Annotated in this window: 26 protein-coding genes; 1 reads left to right on the top strand and 25 read right to left on the bottom strand. The window is 66.0% G+C overall.

The annotated features are described in order from the left end of the window. Positions 1–20 precede the first annotated feature (20 nt). The 25 genes from nuoN to A5740_RS01370 all read right to left on the bottom strand — a co-directional run bounded on the left by nuoN (position 21) and on the right by A5740_RS01370 (position 24,678). Complete coding sequence (gene nuoN / locus A5740_RS01250; protein ID WP_076190833.1) at positions 21–1,586, bottom strand: NADH-quinone oxidoreductase subunit NuoN; 1,566 nt, start codon at positions 1,584–1,586, stop codon at positions 21–23. A 1-nt stretch (position 1,587) separates the two neighbouring features. Continuing rightward, positions 1,588–3,183, bottom strand: a complete 1,596-nt coding sequence (locus A5740_RS01255; RefSeq protein ID WP_076190835.1) for an NADH-quinone oxidoreductase subunit M — start codon at positions 3,181–3,183, stop codon at positions 1,588–1,590. After that, positions 3,177–5,069 carry an NADH-quinone oxidoreductase subunit L gene (nuoL, locus tag A5740_RS01260; RefSeq protein WP_076190837.1) on the bottom strand — a complete coding sequence of 631 codons (1,893 nt, stop codon included), beginning with the start codon at positions 5,067–5,069 and terminating at the stop codon, positions 3,177–3,179. The genes A5740_RS01255 and nuoL overlap by 7 nt, the downstream gene beginning before the upstream one ends. A 7-nt stretch (positions 5,070–5,076) precedes the next feature. Then, on the bottom strand, positions 5,077–5,376 hold the full coding sequence (gene nuoK / locus A5740_RS01265) for an NADH-quinone oxidoreductase subunit NuoK (RefSeq protein WP_067769387.1): 300 nt from the start codon (positions 5,374–5,376) through the stop codon (positions 5,077–5,079). 4 nt (positions 5,377–5,380) lie between these two features. Further along, complete coding sequence (locus A5740_RS01270) at positions 5,381–6,130, bottom strand: NADH-quinone oxidoreductase subunit J (RefSeq protein ID WP_076191208.1); 750 nt, start codon at positions 6,128–6,130, stop codon at positions 5,381–5,383. 29 nt (positions 6,131–6,159) lie between these two features. Then, a complete protein-coding gene (gene nuoI / locus A5740_RS01275; RefSeq protein ID WP_076190839.1) occupies positions 6,160–6,684 on the bottom strand; it encodes an NADH-quinone oxidoreductase subunit NuoI in 525 nt (174 codons plus the stop codon). Next, the gene (gene nuoH / locus A5740_RS01280) at positions 6,677–7,900 is read right to left on the bottom strand and encodes an NADH-quinone oxidoreductase subunit NuoH (protein WP_076190841.1); all 1,224 of its coding nucleotides are present in this window, start codon (positions 7,898–7,900) and stop codon (positions 6,677–6,679) included. Before nuoH ends, nuoI begins: the two co-directional genes overlap by 8 nt. Next, entirely contained in the window at positions 7,897–10,344 is a 2,448-nt protein-coding gene (locus A5740_RS01285; protein ID WP_083653897.1) for an NADH-quinone oxidoreductase subunit G, read from the bottom strand. Before A5740_RS01285 ends, nuoH begins: the two co-directional genes overlap by 4 nt. Positions 10,345–10,372: 28 nt before the next feature. Then, positions 10,373–11,689: an NADH-quinone oxidoreductase subunit NuoF gene (gene nuoF / locus A5740_RS01290; RefSeq protein ID WP_076190843.1), complete on the bottom strand. Its 1,317-nt coding sequence runs from the start codon at positions 11,687–11,689 to the stop codon at positions 10,373–10,375. Continuing rightward, on the bottom strand, positions 11,686–12,414 hold the full coding sequence (gene nuoE / locus A5740_RS01295; RefSeq protein WP_076191210.1) for an NADH-quinone oxidoreductase subunit NuoE: 729 nt from the start codon (positions 12,412–12,414) through the stop codon (positions 11,686–11,688). Before nuoE ends, nuoF begins: the two co-directional genes overlap by 4 nt. Positions 12,415–12,505: 91 nt before the next feature. Next, positions 12,506–13,810 (bottom strand): NADH dehydrogenase (quinone) subunit D, encoded by a 1,305-nt coding sequence (gene nuoD / locus A5740_RS01300; protein ID WP_076190845.1) that lies wholly within the window; start codon positions 13,808–13,810, stop codon positions 12,506–12,508. Beyond that, positions 13,810–14,502 carry an NADH-quinone oxidoreductase subunit C gene (locus tag A5740_RS01305; RefSeq protein WP_076190847.1) on the bottom strand — a complete coding sequence of 231 codons (693 nt, stop codon included), beginning with the start codon at positions 14,500–14,502 and terminating at the stop codon, positions 13,810–13,812. The genes nuoD and A5740_RS01305 overlap by 1 nt, the downstream gene beginning before the upstream one ends. Further along, the gene (locus A5740_RS01310; RefSeq protein ID WP_067769371.1) at positions 14,499–15,053 is read right to left on the bottom strand and encodes an NADH-quinone oxidoreductase subunit B family protein; all 555 of its coding nucleotides are present in this window, start codon (positions 15,051–15,053) and stop codon (positions 14,499–14,501) included. The genes A5740_RS01305 and A5740_RS01310 overlap by 4 nt, the downstream gene beginning before the upstream one ends. Beyond that, positions 15,044–15,412: an NADH-quinone oxidoreductase subunit A gene (locus A5740_RS01315; RefSeq protein ID WP_003881436.1), complete on the bottom strand. Its 369-nt coding sequence runs from the start codon at positions 15,410–15,412 to the stop codon at positions 15,044–15,046. Before A5740_RS01315 ends, A5740_RS01310 begins: the two co-directional genes overlap by 10 nt. Before the next feature lie 172 nt (positions 15,413–15,584). Then, positions 15,585–15,983, bottom strand: coding sequence for a response regulator transcription factor (locus A5740_RS01320; RefSeq protein ID WP_076190849.1), 399 nt, complete (start codon positions 15,981–15,983; stop codon positions 15,585–15,587). Positions 15,984–16,048: 65 nt separating this feature from the next. Next, positions 16,049–16,567, bottom strand: coding sequence for a YceI family protein (locus A5740_RS01325; RefSeq protein WP_076190850.1), 519 nt, complete (start codon positions 16,565–16,567; stop codon positions 16,049–16,051). 24 nt (positions 16,568–16,591) lie between these two features. After that, on the bottom strand, positions 16,592–16,981 hold the full coding sequence (locus A5740_RS01330; RefSeq protein WP_076191211.1) for a nuclear transport factor 2 family protein: 390 nt from the start codon (positions 16,979–16,981) through the stop codon (positions 16,592–16,594). 61 nt (positions 16,982–17,042) lie between these two features. Next, positions 17,043–17,390 (bottom strand): DUF6285 domain-containing protein, encoded by a 348-nt coding sequence (locus A5740_RS01335; RefSeq protein WP_083653898.1) that lies wholly within the window; start codon positions 17,388–17,390, stop codon positions 17,043–17,045. Next, positions 17,387–18,367 (bottom strand): phosphotransferase family protein, encoded by a 981-nt coding sequence (locus A5740_RS01340; RefSeq protein WP_076190852.1) that lies wholly within the window; start codon positions 18,365–18,367, stop codon positions 17,387–17,389. The genes A5740_RS01335 and A5740_RS01340 overlap by 4 nt, the downstream gene beginning before the upstream one ends. Continuing rightward, positions 18,364–19,608 (bottom strand): acyl-CoA dehydrogenase family protein, encoded by a 1,245-nt coding sequence (locus tag A5740_RS01345; protein ID WP_076190854.1) that lies wholly within the window; start codon positions 19,606–19,608, stop codon positions 18,364–18,366. Before A5740_RS01345 ends, A5740_RS01340 begins: the two co-directional genes overlap by 4 nt. A 20-nt stretch (positions 19,609–19,628) precedes the next feature. Then, entirely contained in the window at positions 19,629–20,240 is a 612-nt protein-coding gene (locus A5740_RS01350) for a TetR/AcrR family transcriptional regulator (RefSeq protein WP_076190856.1), read from the bottom strand. 7 nt (positions 20,241–20,247) lie between these two features. After that, the gene (locus A5740_RS01355; protein WP_076190858.1) at positions 20,248–21,150 is read right to left on the bottom strand and encodes a hydroxymethylglutaryl-CoA lyase; all 903 of its coding nucleotides are present in this window, start codon (positions 21,148–21,150) and stop codon (positions 20,248–20,250) included. Further along, positions 21,147–22,349, bottom strand: a complete 1,203-nt coding sequence (locus tag A5740_RS01360) for a CaiB/BaiF CoA-transferase family protein (protein ID WP_076190859.1) — start codon at positions 22,347–22,349, stop codon at positions 21,147–21,149. Before A5740_RS01360 ends, A5740_RS01355 begins: the two co-directional genes overlap by 4 nt. Continuing rightward, positions 22,346–23,572, bottom strand: coding sequence for a S9 family peptidase (locus A5740_RS01365; RefSeq protein ID WP_076190861.1), 1,227 nt, complete (start codon positions 23,570–23,572; stop codon positions 22,346–22,348). The genes A5740_RS01360 and A5740_RS01365 overlap by 4 nt, the downstream gene beginning before the upstream one ends. Positions 23,573–23,574: 2 nt before the next feature. Beyond that, positions 23,575–24,678: a homogentisate 1,2-dioxygenase gene (locus A5740_RS01370; RefSeq protein WP_076190863.1), complete on the bottom strand. Its 1,104-nt coding sequence runs from the start codon at positions 24,676–24,678 to the stop codon at positions 23,575–23,577. 216 nt (positions 24,679–24,894) lie between these two features. Here A5740_RS01370 and A5740_RS01375 point away from each other — a divergent pair, with 216 nt between their 5' ends. Beyond that, positions 24,895–25,452 carry a type 1 glutamine amidotransferase domain-containing protein gene (locus tag A5740_RS01375; RefSeq protein WP_076191214.1) on the top strand — a complete coding sequence of 186 codons (558 nt, stop codon included), beginning with the start codon at positions 24,895–24,897 and terminating at the stop codon, positions 25,450–25,452. The last annotated feature ends 11 nt before the right edge of the window (positions 25,453–25,463 follow it).

Here is a 25,463-nt window from a genome sequence, read left to right on the forward strand (position 1 = left end):
TACGCCCGGAGATGGAGCGGTCAGCGCAGGAACGCTTCCGCGTGGTTGGCCAGATCCAGCAGCGGCTGGGGCAGGGCGCCGAGGAGGAACGTGACCGCGGCGGTGACCGTCACGACGGCGGTCGTGAGCCCGCTGGGGATGACGACCTCGGGCGGATCGGCGGGGGAATCGGTGAAGAACATCAGCACGATTACCCGCACATAGAAGTAGGCCGCCACGGCGCTGGCGATGACACCCACGATGACCAGCGGGATCGCGCCGCCCTCACCCGCGGCTTTGAACACCGCGAACTTGCCGACGAAGCCACTGGTCAGCGGAATTCCCGCGAAGGCCAACAGGAACAGCGAAAACACCACGCCGACAAGCGGATACCGGCGGCCGAGGCCGGCCCACTGGGCCATCGACGTCGCCTCGTCACCGGCAGCGTCGCGCACCAGCCCGACGACCGCGAACGCGCCGACGGTGCTGAATCCGTAGGCGAACAGATAGAACAGTGTCGAGGACACCCCGGCGGAGTTGGCGGCGATCACGCCGGTCAGGATGAACCCGGTGTGGGCGACCGCAGAATAGGCCAGCATCCGTTTGACATCGGTCTGGGTGACGGCGGTGATGGTTCCGACCACCATGGTCAGGATCGCGATCGCCCACAGCACCGGCCGCCAGTCGTCGCGCAGCTGCGGCACCGCGACGTAGAACAGGCGCAGCATGGCACCGAATGCGGCGATCTTGGTGCCGGCGGCCATGAACGCGGTGATCGAGGTCGGCGCGCCCTGGTATACGTCGGGGATCCACGAATGGAAGGGCACCGCACCGACTTTGAACAGTACCCCGACGAGGAGCAGGGCGATTCCGATCAGAGCCAGCGGAGTGTTGGGCGCGCGGGTCGCCACGGCGCCGGCAATTCCGTTCAGGTTCAGGGTGCCGGCATAGCCGTACAGCATGGCCGCACCGTAGATGAAGAAACCTGACGAGAATGCGCCCAACAGAAAGTATTTGAGCGACGCCTCCTGGGACAGCAGCCGTCGGCGACGGGCCAACCCGCACAGCAGATACAGCGGCAGCGAGAGCACCTCGAGCGCGACGAACATGGTCAGCAGATCATCGGCTGCACCGAACAACAGCATGCCGCCGATGGCGAACATGGTCAGCGGGAAGACCTCGGTCTGCATCGCACCGGTCGTGGTGGCCACCTTTTCGGCGACACTTCCGGGCACCGCCGAGGCCTGCGCGGTGAAACCGTCCAAACCGCGTGCCTCGCCATCGGTTTCGGGGTGTGTTTGACGTTCAGCGATGAGCAGGATGCCCAATATGCCGATCAGGGCGATGGTGCCCTGCAGGAACAGGGTCGGGGCGTCGAGAACCACCGCGCCGAGCACTGCGGGTCTTCCCGGGGTGCCGTGAAGGTCGCGGGCCAGCAGCACGACCGCCACCACGGCGGCAACCAACCCGCCCAGTGCCAGCGTCACCTGTACGCGGTAACGCGCGGACCGCGGGAGAAACGCTTCGATCAACACTCCCGCGACCGCCACCCCGAACACGATCAACATGGGGGAGAGCAGGCTGTACTCGATGCTGGGCGTGACCATCTCAGCGGACCCCCTCTGCCAGCTTCGGCATCACCGTCGGTGGCGGATCGGTCTGACCGATGGTCACCAGGGTGTGCTGGACCGCTGGGTTGATCACGTCCAAGGCCGGCTTGGGATAGATCCCCAGCACGAGCAGTAGCACGATCAGTGGTGCGACGACGACCAATTCCCGTGGCATCAGATCGCGCACCTTGTGCTCACCGCCGGCAAGGCCGTCGGGTACCGGGCCGGTCATCATCCGTTGGTACATCCACAGGATGTACACCGCGGACAACACCAAGGCGGTGGCTGCGAAGACCGCGATCACCGGGTACCGCGTGAATGTGCCGATGAGGACCAGGAATTCACTGATGAACGGCGCCAGGCCCGGCAGCGACAATGTCGCCAGCCCGGCCACCAGGAAGGTGCCCGCCAGCACCGGGGCAATCTTCTGCACCCCGCCGTAGGCGTCGATCAGTCGGGAACCACGTCGTGACACCAGGAACCCGGCGACGAGGAACAGCGCGGCGGTGGAGAGGCCGTGGTTGACCATATACAGCGTCGAGCCGGACTGCCCTTGGCTGGTCATCACGAAGATGCCCAGGATGATGAAGCCGAAGTGCGATATCGAGGTGTAGGCGATCAAGCGCATCACGTCGGTCTGCCCGATGGCCAGGACGGCGCCGTAGACGATCCCGATCACCGCGAGGGTGACCACCAGCGGACGGAAGTACGTGGACGCGTCAGGGAACAGGGGAAGGCAGTAGCGCAGCATGCCGAACGTGCCGACCTTGTCCATGACAGCCATCATCAGCACGGCACTGGCCGGAGTGGCCTGCACCGCAGCGTCGGGTAGCCACCGGTGAAACGGCCACAGCGGGGCCTTGACCGCGAACGCGAACATGAACCCGAGGAACAGACAGTTCGCCACCGCAGGGTTGATCGACAGCTCACCGGACGACACCGCTGCGACGATCGCGCGGAAGTCGAAGGTTCCGGAAGTGAAGGCATCGCTGCCCGCGGTGACCACGTACAACCCGATCACCGCGGCGAGCATGATCAAACCGCCGAACAGGTTGTACAGCAAAAACTTCACCGCCGCTTTGGAGGCGAGAGCGCGGTGTCCTCCAAATCCCCCGATCAAGAAGTACATCGGGATGAGCATGGCCTCGAAGAATACGTAGAACAGCAGAATGTCGAGCGCCACCAGCGACATGAACACCATGCCCTCGACAGCCAGTATGAGCGCGAGATACGCCTGCACGCCACGCCCACCGAGACCGGTCTGGTGTTCACCATCGTTCCAGCCGGCGATGATCAGCAGCGGCAGCAGGACCGCGGTGAGGACAACCAGGGCCAACGCGATCCCGTCGACCCCGAGAATATAGCCGGTTCCGAAAGATGGTATCCAGCGGTGGGATTCGACAAACTGGTACTGCTCCCCGCCGGGATCGAACCCGACGGCGATCATCCCGGCCAAGCCCAGCGCTGCCAGTGAGACCACCAACGCCAGCCATTTCGCCGCTGTCCGCTGCCCGGCCGGCAGCAGCATCACGACGGCGGCCCCGACCACCGGAACCACCCACAACGCCGTCAGCCACGGGAATGTGTTCACCACAGTCCCACCGCCAGGATCGCCGCCACCACCAGGGCCGCCCCACCCAGCATCGACAGGGCGTAGGACCGGGCGAAGCCGGACTGGACCTGACGCAGGCCGACGGAGATTCGGCTCACCAGGGCGGCGAGTCCGCCGGCGGTACCGTCGACAACCTTGTCGTCGACGGCGACCAGGGTTGCGGTGAGGGTCTGGCCACCTCGCATGAACACCGCCTCGTTGAACGCGTCACCGTAGAGGTCCCGTCGGGCCGCCACTGTGAGTGTCGACCCCTCGGGCACGTCAGCCGGGACCGGCCGCCGCGCATACATGCGGTAGGCCACCGCGATCCCGACGGCGACGACCGCCAGCACCACCACGGTGACCACCCACGCCGGGATCGCGTGGTGTGCCTCGTGGACGCCGACCACCGGCTCGAGCCAGTGCGACAACGTGCCGCCGATCGCCAGCGCACCGCCGGAGACCACCGAGCCCACGGCGAGCAGGATCATCGGCCAGGTCATCACGGCCGGCGCCTCATGCGGATGAGTGCTTTCAGCCCAACGCTTTTCGCCGAAGAACGTCATCAGCATCACCCGGGTCATGTAGAACGCGGTGATTCCCGCGCCCAGGATCGCCGCCCCGCCCAGGATCACCCCGCGCGCTCCGCCGGCTCCCAGCGCCGCCTCGATGATGCTGTCTTTCGAGAAGAAGCCGGCCAGCGGCGGCACCCCGATGATCGCCAGGTAGCCGAGCCCGAACGTGGCGAACGTGATCGGCAGGACCTTGCGCAACCCGCCGTAGCGACGCATGTTCACCTCGTCGTCCATGGCGTGCATCACCGATCCGGCGCCGAGGAACAGGCCGGCCTTGAAGAAGCCGTGGGTCAGCAGATGCATGATCGCGAACGCGTAGCCGGCGGGGCCCAGACCCGCCGCGAGGACCATGTAGCCGATCTGCGACATGGTCGAGGCGGCAAGGGCTTTCTTGATGTCGTCTTTGGCGCAGCCGATGATCGCACCGAACAGCAACGTCACCGCGCCGACGATCACCACGCCGGTCTGCGCGGCCGGGGCGAGATCGAAGATCGGCCCGGACCGCACGATCAGATAGACGCCGGCGGTGACCATGGTGGCAGCGTGAATCAGCGCGGACACCGGCGTCGGGCCCTCCATCGCGTCGCCCAACCAGGACTGCAACGGCACCTGGGCCGACTTGCCGCATGCCCCCAACAGCAGCAGTAGACCGATCGCGGTGAGCGAGCCTTCGCTCAATACCGGTGCCGCGCTGAACACTCCGTCGAACGAGATCGACCCGACGGTGGCGAACATGATCATCAGCGCGATGGCCAGGCCCATGTCGCCGACGCGGTTGACGACGAATGCCTTCTTGGCGGCGGTGGCCGCCGACGGCTTGTGGGACCAGAATCCGATCAGCAGGTACGACGCCAGGCCTACGCCTTCCCAGCCGGCGTACAGGCCCAGATAGTTGTCGGCGAGGACCAGAAGCAGCATGGCGGCGAGAAACAGGTTGAGATAGGCGAAAAACCGTCTGCGGTCAACGTCGTGCGCCATATAGCCGATCGAGTAGATGTGGATCAGCGAGCCGACCCCGGTGATCAGCAGCACGAAGCACACCGACAACTGGTCCAATTGCAGGCCGAAATCCACCTGCAGACCGGCGACGGGAACCCAGGAGAACAAATCCTCGGAGATCACACGGTGCTCACTGTCGCGGCCCAACATCTCGACGAACAACACGGCTCCGACGGCGAATGCGGCGAGTGCCGTGGCGCAACCGAGCAGATGTCCCCACCGGTCGGAACGCCTGCCACTGAGCAGCAGTATCGCTGCGCCGGCGGCGGGCAGGACGATCACGAGCCACACCGGGAGCCATTCAGTCAGCGTCATAGTGCCCTTAGTGCTTCAGCAGGCTGGCATCGTCGACCGAGGCCGAGCGGCGGGTACGGAAGATGGTCATGATGATGGCCAGACCCACCACCACCTCACAGGCGGCGACCACCATCGTGAAAAACGCCACCACCTGACCGTCGAGTTGACCGTGCATGCGGGAGAACGCCACGAAGGCCAGGTTGGCGGCGTTGAGCATGAGCTCGACGCACATGAACATGACGATCGCGTTGCGCCGCAACAGCACTCCGGCCGCCCCGATCGTGAACAACAGGGCCGACAGATACAGATAGTTGTCCGGATTCACTACATCACCCCTCCCCGTTCCTCGACTTGCCGATCGTGCGCTGTGGAAGTATGGCGCTGACCGACAACACCGCATCGGAGCCGTCGGGCAGTCGGGCCGGAACATCGACGGCGTTGTGCCGGGCGTATACACCGGGATTGGGCAACGGTGTCGGGTGCCCACCATCCTGGAACCGTTCCACGGCCAGTTCCCGCTGGGTCTTGCGGCGCTCGAAGCGTTCCCGGTGGGCCAGCACCATCGCGCCCAACGCTGCGGTGATCAGCAGGGTGCTCGTCAATTCGAAGGCCCACAGGTAGCGGGTGAAGATCAGCGCGGCGAGACCTTCCACGTTGCCGCCGCTGTTGGCCTCGGCCAGACCGGTGAAACCGGCGACCGACACGTTGCCTATCCCGGCGATCAACAGGATGCCGAAGCCGACACCCACCGCCAAGGCCGCAAGGCGTTGCCCCCGTATGGTTTCCGTGAACGATTCGGTCAGGTCGACGCCGATGAGCATCAGCACGAACAGGAACAGCATCATCACCGCGCCGGTGTAGACCACCACCTGCACCACCCCGAGGAACAGGGCGTCCTGGGCGATGTAGAGGACGGCCAGTGAGATCATGGTGCAGGCCAGAAACACCGCCGAGTACACCGCTTTCGGCGCGGCCACCACGCCGATGGCGCCGAGTACGGCGACGGTGCCGAGGATCCAGAACAGCACGGCCTCCGACGTCGACGTCCGGGCCGCGCCGCCCTCGACGAGCCGCGTGATGTGCTCCGCGGCCAGTAGGACGTCCGGGGTCACGGAGCGTCCTGGGTGAGCGGTTTGATCCGGCCGAGGTAGTAGTCGTCGTCGGTGCTGCCCGGGGCCATGTCGTGGGGCGGCGGTTGCATCCCGGGTTGCAGTGGCGCCAGCAGTTTGTCCTTCCCCCAGATCAGATCTGAGCGGTTGTCGTCAGCCATCTCGTATTGGTTGGTCATGGTCAGCGCGCGCGTCGGACAGGCTTCGATGCACAGCCCGCAGCCGATGCAGCGCAGGTAGTTGATCTGATACACCTGGCCGTAGCGCTCGCCCGGTGAGAAGCGTTCGTCGTCGGTGTTGTCGGCGCCTTCGACGTAGATGGCATCGGCCGGGCAGGCCCAGGCGCACAATTCGCAGCCGATGCATTTTTCGAGGCCGTCGGGGTAGCGGTTGAGTTGATGTCGTCCGTGGTAGCGCGGTGCGACGGGTCCCGGTTTCTCTGGATACTCTTCGGTCAGCGGCTTTTTGAACATCGAGCCGAAGGTGACGGCGAATCCGGCCAGGGCGTCGAGGAACTTAGGCATCGACAGCCTCCTTTGCAGCGTCGGGCAGCGGCGGCACCGGATAGGCGCCGGCGCTCGGCTCGGGTATCGGCTCTGTGGTCCTGCCCCGCAGCGTTTTCCACAGCCCGGCGGCCAGGACGGCCACCACCACGACCGCGGTGGTCACCAGACCGGTGGCCCAGTTGTGGTAGCCGTGTTCGCGCAGGCTGTGGGTGACCGCGACAACCATGATCCAGACCAGCGATACCGGGATCAGCACCTTCCAGCCCAGCGCCATGAACTGGTCGTAGCGCAGCCGCGGCAGTGTGGCGCGCAGCCAGAAGTATCCGAACATGAACGTCCACACCTTGGCGACGAACCACAGCAACGGCCACCAACCGCTGTTGGCCCCGTCGATCAGGTTGAACGGGAAGGGGGCATGCCAGCCACCGAGGAACATGGTGGTGGCCAGAGCGGACACCGTGGTCATGTTGACGTACTCGGCAAGCATGAACATCGCGAACTTCAACGACGAGTACTCGGTGTGGAAGCCACCGACCAACTCACCTTCGGCCTCGGGCAGATCGAAAGGCGCCCGGTTGGTTTCGCCAACCATCGAGGTCACGTACACCAGGAAGGACGGCAACAGCAGGAACACATACCAGGTTCGGTCCTGGGCCGCGACGATGCCCGAGGTGGACATGGTGCCGGCGTAGAGGAACACCGCTGCGAACGACAAGGCCATCGCGATCTCGTAGGAGATCACCTGCGCGCTGGACCGAAGTCCGCCCAGCAGCGGGTACGTCGACCCGGAGGCCCAGCCGGCCAACACGATCCCGTACACCCCGATCGAGGTGACGGCCAGGATGTAGAGCACCGCGACCGGAAGGTCGGTCAATTGCAGTGCGGTGCGGTGGCCGAACACCGATACCTCGCCGCCCATGGGGATCACCGCGAAGGCCATGAACGCCGGGATCACCGCGATTACCGGTGCCAGCAGGTAGATGGGCTTGTCGATGCCGGCCGGGGTGAGGCCTTCTTTGAGGGCGAGTTTCACACCGTCGGCCAGCGACTGCAGCAGACCCCACGGTCCGACCCGGTTGGGCCCCGGCCGCCTCTGCATGCGACCCAGGATTTTCCGTTCGATCAGGATCGCGGCGAGCACGGTCAGCAGCAGGAAGACGAAGACCCCGAGCGCCTTGCCCAGGATCAGCCACCACGGGTCGTGGCCGAACAGGGTGGGGTCGGGGTAGGTCATGACGCGCCCTGCCCGATCGATGCCGGGCCGATCGAAACCGGACCGATCGAAACCGGACCGATCGAAACCGGACCGATCGAAACCACGGCCCCCGGGGTTACCCCGAGCTGGCGATGGATCGCCGATCCGGGGGAGTTGGTGGGTAGCCACACCACCCGGTCGGGCATCTCGGTCATCACGACGGGTAAGGTGACCGATCCGCGATCGGTACTGACGGTCACCGAATCATCAGGGCCCACACCGATTTCGGATGCTGTGTGTGCCGAGAGCCGGACCACCGGGCTGACCGCCGTGCCGGCCAGATGCGGTTCGCCGTCCTGCAGCCGACCGGCGTCCAGCAGTAGCCGCCAACTGGCCAGAACGGCCTGTCCGGCACGGGGCGTGGCAAGCGGCTCTGGTCGCACCGAGGGCCCGGCGGGCCGGGCTCCGGTCCACACACCGAGCTGCGCCAGCTCACGGTCGGCGGCCTCTGGACCGGCCAGCCCCAGGTCGATGCCGATCTCATCGGCCAGGTAATTCAGTACCCGCAGGTCGGGGATGGCGTTGGTTTGCAGTGCCGGCGTGAACGGGCGAAACCGGCCTTCCCAGTTGAGGTAGGCGCCGCCTTTCTCCACCACCGGGGCCACCGGGAACACCACATCGGCCAGCGCGGTGACCTCGCTTTCGCGCAACTCCAGGCTCACCACGAACGGGGTGGCTCGCAGCGCCTCCAGCGCGGCGGCCGGGTCGGGCAGGTCGGTGACCTCCACGCCGCCGACCAGGAGTGCCGAGAGTTGACCGCCGGCTGCGGCAGCCACGATGGCATTGGTGTCGCGGCCGGCGGTGGCGGGCAGATTGTCGGTGTTCCACACCGCCGCCGCCTGATTCCGGGCGTCGGCGTTGTCGACGGGCCGCCCGCCGGGCAGCAGGTTCGGCAGTGCTCCGGCTTCCAGAGCCCCGCGTTCACCGGCGCGGCGGGGAATCCAGGCGATCCGGGCGCCGGTGGCCGCGGCCAGCCGCGATGCGGCCGACAACGCACCGGGTGAGGTGGCCAACCGTTCACCGACCAGGATCACCGCACCGGGTTGCTGCAGCCGGGCATCGTCGCCGAGTGCGTCCAGCGCGGCGGCTTCGGCGCCGGGAACCGTGGGGATCAGCGTGCCGGCCAACTTGGTCAGCCCCCGACTGGCGAACGGAGCGACCGCGAGTATCTGGAGGCCGTTCTTGCGGGCGGCCTTGCGCAGCCGGAGAAAGACAATCGGTGATTCCTCTTCGGGTTCGAATCCGGCCAGCAGCACCGTCGGCGCCGATTCGAGTTCGGCGTACCGCAGCGTCATCGGTTGGCCGGCTACGCGGGCCGCGAGGAATTCGGCCTCCTCACCGGAGTGTGGGCGGGCGCGGAAGTCGATGTCATTGGTGTTCAGGACCATTCGGGCGAACTTCGAGTACGCGTAGGCATCCTGCACAGTGCACCGACCGCCCACCAGCACGCCGGTGTTCGAGCCGGCCGCCAGAAGACCCGCCCCGGCCACGGCCAGCGCCTCCGACCACGAGGCCGGACGCAGCACACCGTCGTCACGGATCAACGGCGTGGCGATCCGGTCACCGACTCTGGCGTACGTGAAGGCCCACCGGCCCTTGTCGCAATTCCATTCCTCGTTGACTTCGGGATCGTCACCGGCCAAGCGGCGCAAGACTTTTCCGCGACGGTGGTCGGTACGTTGAGCGCACCCCGACGCGCAGTGCTCACAGACACTGGGGCTGGACACCAGGTCGAACGGCCGAGCCCGGAATCGGTAGGCCGTCCCGGTGAGTGCTCCCACCGGACAGATCTGGACGGTGTTGCCGGAGAAGTACGACTGGAACGGCTCGTCGGGAGCGATGCCGACCTGTTGCAGCGCGCCACGTTCCAGCAGGTCGATGAACGGATCGCCGGCGATCTGGGCGGAGAACCGGGTGCACCGTGCACACAGCACGCAGCGTTCGCGGTCCAGCAGTACCTGCGCGGAGATGCTGATCGGTTTCGGGAACGTCCGCTTGACGTCGTCGAACCGGGTTTCCGGACGCCCGTTGGACATCGCCTGGTTCTGTAACGGGCACTCGCCGCCTTTGTCGCAGATCGGGCAGTCCAGCGGATGATTGATCAGCAGCAGCTCCATCACCCCGCGCTGGGCCTTGTCGGCCGCCTCGGAGCTGAACTGGGTGCGTACCACCATGTCCGGGCTGACCGTGGTGGTGCACGAAGCCATCGGTTTGCGTTGGCCCTCGACTTCCACCAGACACTGGCGGCAGGCACCGACCGGATCGAGCAGTGGGTGATCGCAGAACCGGGGGATCTGGACACCCATCAACTCGGCGGCGCGGATCACCAGCGTGCCCTTGGGCACACTGACCTGCTCATCGTCGATGGTCAGCGACACCATCTCCACCGGTGGGGAGTCCTTGGTCGGCTCGGCCAGCGTCATGCAAGCCCCCTTTTCGCGGTGTAAAACATCAGGCACCCGCCCCTTCGGTGGCCATCAACGTCGAGGCGTGCGGATCGAACGGACAGCCCCCGTCCAGGTGTGCCACGTACTCGTCGCGGAAGTGCTTGATCGAGGACATCACCGGTGTGGCGGCACCGTCCCCCAACGCGCAGAACGACTTTCCGAAGACGATGTCGGCGATATCGAGCAGCTTGTCGATGTCTTCCTGGCTGCCCGCACCGGTCTCGAGTCGCGCGTAGATCTGGTCCAGCCAGTAAGTGCCCTCACGGCATGGTGTGCACTTGCCGCATGACTCGTGGGCGTAGAACTGGGTCCAGCGCCGCACGGCGCGCACCACGCAGGTGGTCTCGTCGAAGATCTGCAGAGCCTTCGTGCCGAGCATGGATCCGACCGAGGCCATACCCTCGTAATCCAGTGGGACGTCGATGTGTTCGGCGGTCAGCAACGGCGTCGACGAACCGCCCGGGGTCCAGAATTTCAAGGTGTGCCCGTCGCGCACGCCGCCGGCGTAGTCGAGCAGTTCGCGCAACGTGATGCCGAGCGGTGCCTCGTACTGGCCTGGCCGGTTGATGTGACCTGACAACGAATACAACGTGAAGCCTGGCGATTTCTCCGACCCCATCGACCGGAACCAGTCCACCCCGTTGGCCATGATCGGGGGCACGCTGGCGATCGACTCGACATTGTTGACCACGGTGGGGCAGGCGTACAGGCCGGCGACGGCGGGAAATGGTGGACGCAAACGTGGTTGGCCCCGTCGACCCTCCAGAGAATCGAGGAGTGCGGTCTCCTCGCCACAGATGTAAGCACCGGCACCGGCGTGCACGGTCAGTTCCAGGTCGAAGCCCGAGCCGAGGATGTCGGCGCCCAGGTATCCGGCCGCGTACGCTTCGGCGACCGCGGCCTGCAGGCGCCGCAGCACCGGCACCACCTCCCCGCGGACGTAGATGAAGGCGTGGCCGGCCCGGATCGCGTATGCCGCGATGATCACCCCCTCGACCAGGAAGTGCGGGGTGGTCAGCATCAACGGAATGTCTTTGCACGTGCCGGGTTCCGACTCGTCGGCGTTGACCACCAGGTAATGCGGCTTGGCGCCCGCGCCTTCGTCGCCTTGAGGAATGAACGACCACTTGGTTCCGGTCGGAAACCCTGCGCCGCCCCGACCACGCAGCCCGGAATCTTTCACCAGCGCGATCACGTCGTCCGGGCCCATCGCCAGCGCCCGCTCCAATCCCCGGTAACCGCCGTGGCGACGATAGGTGTCCAACGTCCACGGTTCTGGTTCGTCCCAGAATCGGCTGAGTACCGGGGTCAGTGGTGTCATGCGGTCGGTCCTGCCTCCGGAGTGGACATTCCGCGGTGGCCGGCCTCGCGTAGTCCGGCCAACGAGGCCGCCCCCGGGGCGCCGCCGGGGACGTGTGGGTTGCTCAACCCGGCCAACGTGCGCGCGGTTTCCCTGAAGGTGCACAAGGGCGCGCCGCGCGTCGGCGCCGGCGGTTCCCCGCCGCATAAGCCGTCGACGAGATCCCGCGCCGACGACGGAGTCTGGTTGTCGAAGAACTCCCAGTTGACCATCACCACCGGGGCGTAATCACAGGCTGCATTGCACTCGATGTGCTCCAACGTGACCCGGCCGTCCGCGGTGGTCTCCCCGGCGTGGATGTCCAGATGATCTTGCAGCGCCTCCAGGATCGCGTCCCCGCCCATGATGGCGCACAGCGTGTTGGTGCACACTCCGACGAGGTAATCGCCCGTCGGAGTGCGCCGGTACATCGAATAGAACGTGGCCACGGCAGTGACCTCGGCGTCGGTCAGGCCCAACATCGCTGCGCAGAAACGGATTCCGGCCGGTGTCAGGCAACCGTCCTCGGACTGGACCAGATGCAGCAGCGGCAGCAAGGCGGAGCGAGCGTGCGGATAGCGGCCGATGATCTGCTCGGCGTCGACGGACAACCGCGCCGCCACGTCGTCCGGATATGCGGCGGGCCCGTTGATCGGCGGGCCCGCTTCATCGGGGCGTTGCCCCAGCTCCAGGAACACTTCCGTCACCTGTACCGTCTCCTCTTCGCGCAAGCGCTCATAGGCCGTTTCTTCTTCGCGCAAGCGCTCATCAGCCGTTTCTTCTTCGCGCAAGCGCTCATCAGCGATCCACCCCGCCCATCACCGGATCAATCGACGCCACCGCGGCGATCGCATCGGCGACCATGCCGCCCTCACACATCGCCGCCACCGCTTGCAGATTCGTGAACGACGGGTCGCGGTAGTGCACCCGGTAGGGTCGGGTGCCGCCGTCGGAAACCATGTGTACGCCGAGTTCACCGCGCGGCGACTCGACGGCGACGTACACCTGCCCGGCTGGTACCCGGATCCCCTCGGTGACGAGTTTGAAGTGGTGGATCAGGCCTTCCATCGAGTGGCCCATGATCTTGGCGATGTGCTCGGGAGAGTTGCCGAGCCCGTCGGGCCCGAGCTTGAGATCGGCCGGCCAGGCCAGTTTCTTGTCCGTGATCATCACGGGGCCGTCGCCGAGTTTCTCGAGCCGATCGACACACTGCTCGACGATCTTGAGCGACTCCCGCATCTCCTTGACCCGGATGAGGTACCGACCGTAGGAGTCACATCGGTCATCGGTGATGATGTCGAATTCGTAGTCCTCATAACCGCAGTACGGTTGCGCCCGCCGGAGGTCGTGGGGCAGCCCGGTCGAGCGCAACACCGGGCCGGTGATGCCCAACGCGATGCAACCGGTCAGGTCGAGGTAGCCGACGCCGACGGTACGGGCCTTCCAGATGTAGTTCTCGTTGAGCAGATCCTCCAAGTCCTGCAAGCGTTTCGGTAGCAGGTCGAGCAGCGCCCGCACCTGGCTGACCGCGTCGTCGGGAAGATCGGCGGCCAGTCCGCCCGGCCGGATGTAGGCGTGGTTCATCCGCAGCCCGGTGATCGACTCGAAGACCCGCAGGATCTCCTCACGTTCCCGGAAACCGTAGAACATCGCACTCATCGCACCGAGTTCCATCCCGCCGGTGGCCAACGCCACCAGATGCGAGGAGATGCGGTTGAGCTCCATCAGCATCACCCGGATCACGCTGGCGCGCGGCGGAATATCGTCGGTGATGCCGAGCAGTTTCTCCACGCCGAGGCAGTACGCGGTCTCGTTGAAGAATGGCGAGAGGTAGTCCATCCGGGTGACGAAGGTGACGCCCTGCGTCCAGTTCCGGTACTCCAGGTTCTTCTCGATACCGGTGTGCAGGTAGCCGATCCCGCAACGGGCTTCGGTGATGATCTCGCCCTCGATCTCGAGGATCAGCCTCAGCACCCCGTGCGTCGAAGGGTGTTGCGGTCCCATGTTGACCACGATGCGTTCGCCTGCGTGCTCACGAGCCGCGGACACCACGTCGTCCCAGTCCTGTCCGCCGACCACCACGACGGGGGATTCGGTGCTCATCAGTTGTAGGACCTCCGCTGATCGGGTGGCGGAATCTGTGCGCCGTGATACTCGACCGGAATGCCGCCCAGCGGATAGTCCTTGCGCTGCGGGTGGCCCACCCAGTCGTCCGGCATCTCGATCCGGGTCAGTGCGGGATGCCCGTCGAATACGATGCCGAAGAAGTCGTAGGTCTCACGCTCGTGCCAATCGGTGGTCGGGTACACCGCATACAGCGACGGGATGTGCGGATCACCGTCGGGCGCCGCAACTTCCAACCGGATCCTGCGATTGTGGGTGATCGAGATCAGCGGGTACACGGCATGCAGTTCGCGGCCGGTGTCGTCGGGGTAGTGCACACCGCTCACTCCAAGGCACATCTCGAACCGCAGGTGCGGATCGTCACGCAGCACACTGGCGACCGCGGGCAGTTGCACCCGGCTGACCTCCAAGGTGAGTTCGTCGCGATAGACCACGACGCGTTCGATCGACACCGCGTAGCGCTCCTCGCCCAGCACTTCGGCGAGCCGGTCGACCACTTCGTCGAAATATCCGCCGTAGGGGCGTGGGGAACTGCCGGGCAATGCCACCGGGCGCACCAACCGGCCGTAACCGGAGGTGTCCCCGGTGCCCGCCGCTCCGAACATGCCGCGACGGGTCCCGATCACCTCTCCGCCACCGGTGTCGGTGCCGTTCCCGTTGGGTGTGCTCACCGCAACAACCCCTTGAGCTCGATGGTCGGCGGCACGGCCAGCGCCGCCTGTTCGGCCTCGCGGATGGCCTCCGCACGGTTCACCCCGAGCGGCATCTGCTGAATCTTGTCGTGCAGCTTCAGGATTGCGTGCAGCAGCATTTCTGGGCGCGGCGGGCAACCGGGCAGATAGATGTCCACGGGGACCACATGGTCGACGCCCTGTACCACCGCGTAGTTGTTGAACATGCCCCCCGACGAGGCGCAAACCCCCATGGCCAGCACCCATTTCGGTTCCGCCATCTGGTCGTAGATCTGCCGCAGCACCGGCGCCATCTTCTGGCTCACCCGGCCGGCGACGATCATCAGGTCCGCCTGTCGCGGGGTAGCCGAGAACCGCTCCATACCGAACCGGGCGATATCGAAGCGCGGCCCGGCCGTCGACATCATCTCGATTGCGCAACACGCCAGTCCGAACGTTGCCGGCCACAACGACCCTTTGCGGACGTAACCCGCGACGGCCTCCACCGTCGACAACAGGATTCCACCGGGCAGCCGTTCTTCTAGTCCCAATTCAGGCCCCCTCGTCGCCAGACATAGGCGTACGCCACGAACACCGTGAGCATGAACAGCAACATCTCCACCAGCGCGAACAACCCGAGACTGTCGAACGCCACGGCCCACGGGTAGAGAAAGACGATTTCGATGTCGAAGACGATGAACAACATCGCGGTCAGGTAATACCGGATCGGCATGCGCTGGCCGGTCACCCCGGCGGCTCCCGGCTGCATCGGTTCGATACCGCACTCGTAGGCCTCGAGCTTGGACCGGTTGTAGCGACGCGGGCCGATGACGAGCGCGATTCCCACGGACACCACCGCGAAGGCGGCCGCAATCGCTCCGAGAACCAGGATGGGCGTGTACAAATTCATGCCACTTATCGCTCCCTCGCCTGCCTGTCGATGTGAGCTAACACACAGCCTAGCGAGCTTTGCGGCCTACGCCACTCATTTTGGTTAGTATCGTTTCATATCGGGGCAGCGTGTCGCTGCGGCCACAGCCGTGCCGTGAACAGTCAACGGCTACAGGGTAATTCGCTGAAACTCACCGCACCGACGCGCGCAGTATCGACACCACCGCGTCGCCCAGGCGGATCGGATCGATAGGGTGCGGTACCGCAGCCTCGGCTTGTGACCAGCTGGCCAGCCAGGCGTCGTCGGGCCGGCCGGTCAGCACCAGGATGGGTGGACAGTCGCTGACCTCGTCCTTGAGTTGCTTGGCCACGCCCATGCCGCCGGCCGGGGTGGCCTCGCCGTCGAGAATCGCCAGGTCGATGCCCCCGGCGTCCATCTGGGAGACCACCGCCGGAGCGGTGGCGATCTCGAGATAGTCGAGCTCGGGCAGGTCCGGCCGCACACGTTTGCCAAGGGCGAGTCGTACCTGTTCGCGGGTGCGCGGGTTGTCGCTGTACACCAGGATGCGCAGCGGCGCGGTGCCGGCCATGGTGCCGATGCTACTGCCGACGACGCCTCAAGCCGCGGGACTTGACTGAATTCTGTTGCCGCGCATCAGTCCCGGGTGAACACCAACTGGGCCGACACCGTGGTGGTCGGCCCCATCATGCCGAGCAGGTCACCCGACACGCCGAACTCGGCGCGTTCGACCGAGACCTGGCCGTCGAGTTGCAGCGCACCGTCGTCGAGCACCTGTACATCCACTGGTACTTCGATGGTTTTCGAGACGTCCCGCACCGTCACCACCGCAGCCAATCGCGGCACTGCGCCGCCGGCGGGGCGCAAACCTGTCACCTCAACGGTGATGTCGGGATGGGCTTGGACGTCGAAGAAGTCGGCGGACCGCAGGTGGTCGTCGCGTTTGCCGATCCCGGTGCGCAGGGATGCGGCCGCGATCACCACCCGGCCGGTCACGTCGGCCCCGGCGGAACCTTCACCGGTGAATTCGGTGAAGCGTCCCGTGACGGTGGCCAGGCCCCACAGCGTCTTGTTCCGGAATGTCACCCGGGAGCGGCCGGGGACCAGCGTCCAGCTTCCGGCGCTCGCGGCCACGATGTCGCCGAGCGTGGGCATGAAACCTCCCTGTGTCGAACTGCTTCAGGTGAGCAGCGGTGCAGTGTCCTTCGGATCGAAGTACTCGTCGATTCGCCGGATCAGTCCGTCGGTACCCACTTTGATCACGATGCATACCCGCAGCACGATCGACGCCCCACCGCGCCCGGCGGCATACAGCACGTGCTGTTGCACGAATCCGCCGTCGAAGAATTGCCGGTCCAGCACCTGATAGCGGCGCTCGGTGGTCGCATCGATGAACCAGTCGATCACCTTCAAGGCGCGGGTCCGATCGTTGTCCCGGGTATCGCCGGAGTGCCATACCGTGACGTCGTCGGCCCACAATCGGGCCACGCCGGGTTTGTCGCCCCGCTCGATCGCGTCGAACAGCTGGTCGGCGACGTCGGCGATCAGCGTGTCGTCGGTAGGGGACATCATCGGCCTCCTCGGACAGGGGTCGGCACCGTCATGGTGATGGTCATGGTCAAAGTCAAGGTCATGGCTGTTCGTATCCGGGATGCGCGGCGGCAAGTCGTTGCCCGACCAGAACGCGCAGGCACGCGGCCACCTGCTCGCCTCGGTCATCGAGGTCACCGGTACGGATGGCCGCGGCCAACGCGGCCTCGTCGGTGAACCCGAGAGCGCCCAACGCCGCCGCGGCTGCCTCGGGTGCATCGACGGCCAGGAGTTCGCGTTCGACCATGCGCAGCGCATTGGCGGCGACGCGGGCCTGGAATCTGACCGGCGCGGCGACCGTCTCACTGTCCCGCACCTCCGTATCGAGGAACTCTGCGACCGCGGCGACGAGTTCGGCCGCGCTCGGTCGTCCATGCAGGTTGCTCACCAGGTGCTCCCGTCCAGCAGACCCAACAGGTCCCACTCGGTTTCGCAGACCCGACGACCGATCGTGGCCAACTCCACCGACCGGGTCTGTCCGCTCAGGTGCCGCTCGGCCTGATAGCGGCAGATGATGCCCCAGCGCAGCGTGGCCACCACGAGCCACCAGCGGATCGCGGAGCGGTCGAGGCTGATTCCGCCGGCCTGCTCATAGGCGTCCAGGAAGCTCTCGATGCTGCCCAGGCTGCCCGCGCCACGGTCGGCCGGCGCCCCGAATCGCCACGCCCGGATGCAGAACCAGGCCAGATCTTCGTAGACCTCACCGATGTGCACCAACTCCCAGTCCAGCACCGCGGCCAGACCGGAATCGTCGACGATCAGGTTGCCCATCCGAAAGTCCCCGTGCACCAACCGCGGCGGCGAGGCCGGTGGCCGATTGGCGGCCAGCCAACGAAACACCCACTCGAAAGTGGCGGTGGTGTCGCCCATCTCGTCGAGCTGCCGGCGCCACTGTGCGATCTGGTCCTGCTCGGCCAGGCCCGGAAGGGTGGGCGGCTCGGCCCGGTGAATGGCAGCCAACGCCTGCGCGCACTGCGCCAGCAGGCGTTCACGCCGGGCGTCGTCGAGCCGGCGCTGAATGCGCCGCACGATCGTCTCACCGCCGATGAAGTCGCAGATGAGGAATGGTTCACCCACGGCCGCACCGGAATCGTCGGCCACCAGGACATGGGGGACCGGCGCCCCGGCCTGGGCAGCGGCTCGCTGCGCGCCGGCCTCCAGTTCCATCCCGGCGTGCACCTCATCGGGCGACCCGGTGCGCAGGATCAGCGGTCGTCGGGCCGGCTCGGTGACGGCGTCGAACGACCAGGTGGTGCGGCTGGCTCCGCCGGTCAACTCACGCAGGTTCTCCACCGCGACGCCGGTCCCCAACACCGGGCCCAGGACATCGACCAGGCCGGCGGTCAGCGCGCCGGTATCGGTCACCGCTTGGCCTTGCCGAATCCGAACAGCCGCTGCGCCACTCGGCGCATCTGGATCTCCTCGGCGCCCTCGGTGATGCGATAACGCCGGTGGTGACGATAGATGTGCTCGAACGGTTCGTGTCGGCTGTAGCCGACCCCGCCGTGCACCTGCATCGCCCGGTCGGCGGCCTCACACACCAGCCGGTTGGCCCGGTAGTTGGCCATCGACACCTTGTCGGACACTTCCATGTGGTGGTTCTGATCGAGTTGGGTTGCGGCGTAACGAACGAGCAGTCGTACCATCTGCGCCTCGGTCTGCAGCTCCACCAATGGCCACTGGACCGCCTGGTTGACCGCCAGCGGCTTACCGAACACCATGCGGCGGTTGGCGTATTCCACGGCGCGGTCGATACAGAACTGCGCGGCACCGAGACTGCTGGCGGCCTGGCGGATCCGATTCTCGTGCAGGAAGGTCTGGCCGACTTCCAAGCCGCGGTCGACCTCGCCGAGCACCGCGTCGGCCGGCACCCGCACGTCCTTCAGTTCCACCTCGCCGTGATCGGTCGGCATGTTGAACGTCCACCAGTAGAACGGGACTGTGAAGCCCGGTGAGTCGGTGGGCACCAGGAACGCGGTGATCCCTTGAGCTTGCCCAGTCCTGCCCGACGTTCTGGCGAAGATGAGATCGTGGGTGGCCCGGTGCACCCCGGTGTTCCACCGTTTGGTGCCGTTGATGATCCATCCATCCCCGTCGGGCACGGCGGTGGTTTCCAGCCAGGTGGCGTCCGAGCCGTGGTCGGGTTCGGTCAACCCGAACGCCATCGACCGCTTCCCGGTCAGCATCGCCTCGACCCATTCGCTTTTCTGGGCTTCGGTGCCGAACCGGTCCATCATGATCACCTGCGGAAAGTTTCCGACGATCGAGGACTCGTCCTGCAGGTCGTTGTGCAGACCGAGACCCTTGTGCGCGAGATGTTCTCGGATCACCGCCATGTCGAGGTTACTGCCGTCGCGGCCGCCGAAGCGGGCGGGAAGCCCATAGCGCAACCAACCGGCGGCGTCGGCACGCCGACGCATCTCATCGAGGAGGTCCTCCCAGGCCCGGGCGGGCACGCCACCGTTGTCCCAGTCGGTGCGGGCATATTCCCGGCGTTGGTCGAAGTACTGGATATGCTCGCGCTCAAGCGGTTTGATCTCGGCCTCGATGAACTCGTCCATCTCGGCGAGGACATCGGTGAGACGTTCGGGTAAGGCGAAATCCACGATGATTCCTCTTTCTCGGGTCAGAAGCCGTACAAGGTTTTCTTCCAGATGGTGGACAGGGTGGCGATGGCGTCGGCGTCGTCGATCTCGATGCCCAGTCCGGAGTTGCCGACGAACACCGAGGTGAAGTTCTCGAACAGCAGGGCGATGGCCGCTGCCACCTGTTCGGGGTGCAACCCCTGAGCATGTCCCTGCTCCTGGGCGCGGCGCACCGAAGCGATGACGATGTCGATGCCGAACCGGCGGAACTTGTTCTGCACGTCGGCAAAACGCTGCTGGGTCGCGGCCAGTTGGGCAACCGCGATCATGATGCCGATGTTCTGTTTGAAGATGTTCCAGTAACCGGTGACGACGGTGGTGAAGAACTCGGTGTCCTCCGGTGAGTCGGGCAGGTGCAGGTTCAGACCGGACGGCTCGACGACATCGTGCAGGAAGGATTCGGCCAGTGCGGCCAGCAGGTCCTCCTTGTCGCTGAAATAGCGATAGAACACTGCCGGACTCTTGCCTGCTGCGGAGGTGATGTCAGCCAGAGTGGTGCCGTGAAAGCCGCGTTCGGCGAACAGTTTTCGGGCCGCCAGCTCGAGGGCGGACCGGGTCTGGCGGCCCTTGCTGCTCAACTCGGCGGCGGTCATCGACGCCTCAGCTCAAGATCCGGTCGCCGGCCCGCAATAACGCGCTGGGCAGCTCATGGCCGACCGCTTCCTGTGCGACGCGGGCGGCCGCGATGGCGGCGGGCAGTTCGACGTCGACGGCGATGTCGCTGTCGCGCAGCATGTAGACGAGGTCCTCGGTGGCGATGTTGCCGCTGGCCCCCGGGGCGAACGGGCAGCCGCCCAACCCGCCGACCGACGCGTCCAGGCGGGTGACTCCGGCCTGCACGGCTGCGTACGCACTGGCCAGGCCCGCGCCGCGGGTGTTGTGAAAGTGCGCACCGAGTGGCAGGTCCCCGATCAGCGGCCGGACCTGAGCGATCAGCGAGCTCACCCGGCGCGGGGTGGTGGTGCCGATGGTGTCGGCGATGGCGATCCGGTTGGCGCCGAAACCCGCGGCGGCCGAGACGATGTCGAGCACGCGCTGCGGATCGGTCGGGCCGTCGAAAGGACAGTCCCAGGCGGTGGCGACGATGACCTCGACCGAGGTGTTGCTGTCGGCGGCGATGGCCGTGATCTCGCCGATCTGCGCGGTGGCCTCGGCGGAGCTGCGGCCGACGTTGGCCTGGGAGTGGGCGTCCGAGGCCGACACCACGTATTCGATCGAGCGCAGGCCGGCAGCGATGGCGCGTTTGGCACCGTTGGGGCTGGCTACGAGTGCGGAGAACTCCACGTCGGGAAATCGGTGCAGTTCCTCGGCGAGTTCCGCTGCGTCGGAAAGCGCCGGCACTTTCGAGGGGGAGACGAATGCCGTCGCCTCGACCTCGCGCGCCCCGGTGGCGACGATGGCTTCGAGGATCGCCACCTTTGCCGACAACGGGATCGGGTCTTCGATCTGCAGGCCGTCGCGCAGGCACACTTCGCGGATGTCGACCTTGTCCGGCAGGTTCACAGGACCCCCTCGGTGCGAAGCAATTCCAGTTCTTCGGCACTGCGGCCGAGTAACCCGGCGTACACCTCGTCGTTGTGCTGGCCGGGCCGAGCGGAACCGGCGTTGCGGATGGTGCCGGGGGACTCCGACAGCACCGGCACGATGCCCGGGCCTTTGACGTTGCGCTGCACGCGTTCGTCCCAGTGGTCGGCGATCATGCCGCGGGCTTGCAGTTGCGGATCGGTCACCACCTCGGCCACGGTGTTGATCGGACCGCTGATCACCCCGGCCTGCGACAGCGTCCCGATGATCTCGGCCGGCTGACGCTGGGCTGCCCAGTCTCCGATGATCTTGTCCAGCTCGTCTTGATTACGGCCCCGGGCAACGTGATTGACGAAGCGATCGTCGGTGGCCAGTTCAGGCCGCTCCATCGCCTGGCAGAGCCGACGGAACACCGTGTCCTGGTTGGCCGCGATCACCACCCAGCTGCCGTTGGCGCTCTGGTAGATGTTCGACGGCGCAATGCCCTCCAGCCGGGTGCCCGACGGTCCGCGCACCACGCCACCGACGTCGTAGTCAGGGATCGTGGATTCCTGGATGGCCAGGCAACTTTCGGTCAGTGCGGTGTCCACGATCTGGCCCTCGCCGGTGACGGTCCGCCGGTACAGCGCGGCCAGGGCGCCCTGGGCGGCGAACATGCCCGCCAGGCTGTCACCCAACGAAAGGGCCAGCCGCGGTGGGGGTCCGCCGGGAAATCCGTTCATGTGACGCAGCCCGCTGGAGGCCTCGGCCACCGAGGCGTACCCGGCCTTACCGGCGTCGGGCCCGGTCTGTCCGTAACCCGAGACCCGCACCAGGATGATGCCCTTATTGCGCTCGCGCAGAACGTCGTAACCCAGATCCCATTTTTCGAGGGTGCCGGGGCGGAAGTTCTCGACGATGATGTCGGACTGCGCGACCAGCTCGAGGAACAGCTCTCGCCCCTTGGCGGCGCGTAGGTCCAGGGTGACGGCCTTCTTGTTGCGGGCGTGCACGGTCCAGAAGAAGTGGTGTCCGTCGAGCTCGGCCTGCCCCCAGGTGCGCAACGGGTCCGGAGTGGTGGGGAGCTCGATCTTGATGACCTCGGCACCCATGTCACCCAGCAGCCGGCCGGCGAACGGGCCGGAGATCAGGGTGCCGAGCTCGATCACCCTGATACCGTCCAGAGGTCCGGTCGTCACTGTGCACGATCCCCGGTCGCTGCGCTCCTGCCTTCCGCCGAAAACCCGTGCCGGTGCAGCCAGTCCGTGCAGATACCGACCGCCTCGCGCAGCGTGCCACGCTGGTCCGGCCCCGAGTAGTAGTGGTTGGCGCCCGGGATCTCGTGCATCTCCTTGTCTTCGTGGCCGATCGCCTCGAACAGCCGACGGGTATGGCTGGGAGTGCAGGCGTCGTCGGCCAGGTTGCCGATCACCAATGCGGGCACCGCGATATCCGGGCCGGCCTTGACGGCGTCACCGTTGGCATCGTCGTAACTCCACTGCGACAGCCAGCTGCGCAGGGTGCAGAACCGGGCCAGCCCGACCGGGCTCATGTTGACCACCTGGGGGTCACCCAGGTAGCAGGTGCCCGGCTCGCGGTCGTTGGGGTCGACGGTGGGATCAAGCCAGCGCGGATCGGCCATGGTGCCGTGCACCACGAAGGCGAACTCATCATCGGGGCGCCCGGCAGCCTTGAGTTCGGCCAGTTTTTCCTTGACCCACTTGGTGATTCGCCGGTTCCGCGCGATCTGCGCGGCGTGATAGCGCTCCAGGAACTCGGGCGTGTACGGCGGCTGGTTCGGATTGTCCGGGTTGTAGAGGTCCAGCTCCGGGTCCCGCTTGGTCGGGTCGTTCTCGTCGAGGATGGAGGCGTCCATCCATTCGGTCATGGTGCCGTGCCGGCTGATGTGTGCGGCCAGCAGCATGATGCCGTCGGCGGGGATGAGACCGAGCTTGGTCAGATCGGGTCCGTCGCCGGACGGGCTGGCCGTGACGGTCGGGTTCTGCGCCTGCTGCTGGTAGAACACCGACAGCGAGCCGCCGCCGCTCCAACCGGCCAGCACCACCTTGTCGTAACCCAGTCGGTTCTTGGCGTCCTTGATGCACTCGCCGAGGTCCTCGACCACCTTCTCCATCAGCAGGGCCGAGTCGGTGCCGCGGAACCGGCTGTTGCAGTAGATGACGTGGTGGCCGGCCCGGGCCAGCGCATTGATCATCGGCAGGTACGCGCCGCCGCCGATCGGGTGCATGAACACCAGCACCGTGTCGCTCGGCTTGGCCTTCGGCTTGAGCAGATAGCTCTCCAGCACGACCAGTTCGGCCACTCCGCCGTACACGTCGCGCACCGACGAGTTGTTCTGGTAGGCAACCAGATACGGGATGCGGTTGTACTCGTGCTTCACAGGTGCTTCTACGGTTGACATCTCTAGTGCTGCCCCAGATCGTTGGCGAGGATTTCGGCGGACGGGATGAGACGACGACGGGTGTCGATCGCGATCACCGACCAGTCCACCCGGTCGTAGTCGTCGAACTTGCGGCGCGCGCGTTCCCGCGCCTTCTCCGGTGCACCGTGGTGGACACCCTGCGGCGCATGGGAAACCAGCCCGGGCGGCATCGGGATTCCGTACAGCGAACCGCCGTGGAAGAACGCGATCTCGTCATAGTCGACGTTGCGGTGATACCACGGCGTGCGCTCGGTGCCCGGCACGCTCTCGGCGGGCTTGGGCAGGAAGTTCATCACGTACACCCCGGTGGCCTGCATGAACAGATGCACTGTCGGCGGCAGGTGCACGCTCTCGGAGGTGATGACGGTGTAGTCCTCGATGTTGAAGGTGAACGGGAAGTTGTCGCCCCGCCAGCCTTCCACGTCAAGAGGATTGTGTTGGTAGAACAGGGAAGTGGGGCCGCTGTCATGAATCAGGCGGACCTCGTACTCTCCATCTTTTTGCGGGCCGTCGCCGGTTTCGATGGGCGCCGGCTCGGGGATGGTGACCTGCGCCGGATCGAACGGGAAGTGCCGACCCAGGGTGCCGGCCGGGGGTACCCGGAAATCGTCGGTGGCCTGGATCATCAGCCAGGTCGATTCCTCATCGGGCACCTGACGGAACGTGCAGGCCTTCGGGATGTACACCCAGTCGCCCTCGCGGTAGCGCAACGGACCGAACTCGGTCTCCAGCAGACCCGCACCCTTGTGGACGAAGATCAACAGGTCGCCGTCGACATAGCGGACGAAGAACGGCATCTCCTCGGTCCGCCGCGAGAACAGGACCTGGCAGTCGGCATTGGAGAACATCAACAGCGGACCGCCCTGGGCGTCGGTGGCGTCGCTGGGCTTGAGCTCGCTGGAGAGCACGTCGGTGGGGCGCAGGGGACCGACGCTGCGGTAGGCGGTGGGGTCGTTGCGCCGGTACATGTTGGCGGTGCGGCCGACGAAGCCGCCCCGGCCGAGTTCATCGTCTTTGAGTCCGTCGAGGTCGGCGTGCACCCGCTTGGGGGTCTTGCCTTTACGCAGGTGAACGAAGGATTCCATGCTCAACTCCCCGGAAGGTCGCAATAAAACTGAAAGTGACTTTACTTTTTGTTCAGGTCGGTTGGCAAGGGTCTGCGGCGATCGATCTCGGCGTTTCGGGTTCGGCATCCCGGGGTAGCCACCGGTCACGAATTCCCCGCGCCGGCACGTCGAATCCCTCCGGGGCGCAGGCCATCTGGCCGCTGTTGGACGGGCGTGAACGAAAGGATCTTCAAGATGCTCAAGGAATTGGAAGGCCGTCGGGTCGCGATTCTCGCCGCAGACGGGGTGGAGCGCGTCGAACTCGAACAGCCACGCACCGCGGTGGAGAACGCGGGCGGTCGCGTTGAACTGTTGTCCCTGGCGGACGGCGAGATCCAGGCGCGCGATCACGATCTCGAACCGGCGGGCACCTTCGGGGTGGACCGCAAGGTCGGCGACGTCCGGGTCGACGAATTCGATGCGTTGATCCTGCCCGGTGGCACCGTGAACCCGGACAAATTGAGACTGGACGAGAAGGCCGTGGCCTTCGTCGGCGACTTCGTGCGGTCCGGCAAGCCCGTCGCGGCGATCTGCCACGGTCCGTGGACGCTGGTGGAGGCCGGCGTCGTCGGCGACCGCACGCTGACGAGCTATCCGAGTATCCGTACCGACCTGCGCAACGCCGGTGCCACCGTGGTCGACCAGCAGGTCTGTGTCGACGGCAATCTGATCACCAGTCGCTCCCCGGACGATCTCCCGGCGTTTTGCGAAGCGGTCACCGAAGCACTGGCCAGTAGTCCGGCCCAGACCTGAGCAGCGGTCTG

The organism is Mycobacterium sp. GA-1841 (genome assembly GCF_001954135.1).
In the GTDB taxonomy this organism is placed as follows: Bacteria; Actinomycetota; Actinomycetes; order Mycobacteriales; family Mycobacteriaceae; genus Mycobacterium.

What these genes read in the sequence shown, in the direction of transcription:
- nuoN (WP_076190833.1), bottom strand. Translation starts at nt 1,586, where the DNA reads ATGGTCACGCCCAGCATCGAGTACAGCCTGCTCTCCCCCATGTTGATC.
- nuoL (WP_076190837.1), bottom strand. Translation starts at nt 5,069, where the DNA reads ATGACGCTGACTGAATGGCTCCCGGTGTGGCTCGTGATCGTCCTGCCC.
- nuoI (WP_076190839.1), bottom strand. Translation starts at nt 6,684, where the DNA reads ATGCCTAAGTTCCTCGACGCCCTGGCCGGATTCGCCGTCACCTTCGGC.
- nuoH (WP_076190841.1), bottom strand. Translation starts at nt 7,900, where the DNA reads ATGACCTACCCCGACCCCACCCTGTTCGGCCACGACCCGTGGTGGCTG.
- A5740_RS01285 (WP_083653897.1), bottom strand. Translation starts at nt 10,344, where the DNA reads ATGACGCTGGCCGAGCCGACCAAGGACTCCCCACCGGTGGAGATGGTG.
- nuoF (WP_076190843.1), bottom strand. Translation starts at nt 11,689, where the DNA reads ATGACACCACTGACCCCGGTACTCAGCCGATTCTGGGACGAACCAGAA.
- nuoD (WP_076190845.1), bottom strand. Translation starts at nt 13,810, where the DNA reads ATGAGCACCGAATCCCCCGTCGTGGTGGTCGGCGGACAGGACTGGGAC.
- A5740_RS01315 (WP_003881436.1), bottom strand. Translation starts at nt 15,412, where the DNA reads ATGAATTTGTACACGCCCATCCTGGTTCTCGGAGCGATTGCGGCCGCC.
- A5740_RS01320 (WP_076190849.1), bottom strand. Translation starts at nt 15,983, where the DNA reads ATGGCCGGCACCGCGCCGCTGCGCATCCTGGTGTACAGCGACAACCCG.
- A5740_RS01325 (WP_076190850.1), bottom strand. Translation starts at nt 16,567, where the DNA reads ATGCCCACGCTCGGCGACATCGTGGCCGCGAGCGCCGGAAGCTGGACG.
- A5740_RS01330 (WP_076191211.1), bottom strand. Translation starts at nt 16,981, where the DNA reads ATGTCCCCTACCGACGACACGCTGATCGCCGACGTCGCCGACCAGCTG.
- A5740_RS01350 (WP_076190856.1), bottom strand. Translation starts at nt 20,240, where the DNA reads ATGACCGCCGCCGAGTTGAGCAGCAAGGGCCGCCAGACCCGGTCCGCC.
- A5740_RS01365 (WP_076190861.1), bottom strand. Translation starts at nt 23,572, where the DNA reads ATGTCAACCGTAGAAGCACCTGTGAAGCACGAGTACAACCGCATCCCG.
- A5740_RS01370 (WP_076190863.1), bottom strand. Translation starts at nt 24,678, where the DNA reads ATGGAATCCTTCGTTCACCTGCGTAAAGGCAAGACCCCCAAGCGGGTG.
- A5740_RS01375 (WP_076191214.1), top strand. Translation starts at nt 24,895, where the DNA reads ATGCTCAAGGAATTGGAAGGCCGTCGGGTCGCGATTCTCGCCGCAGAC.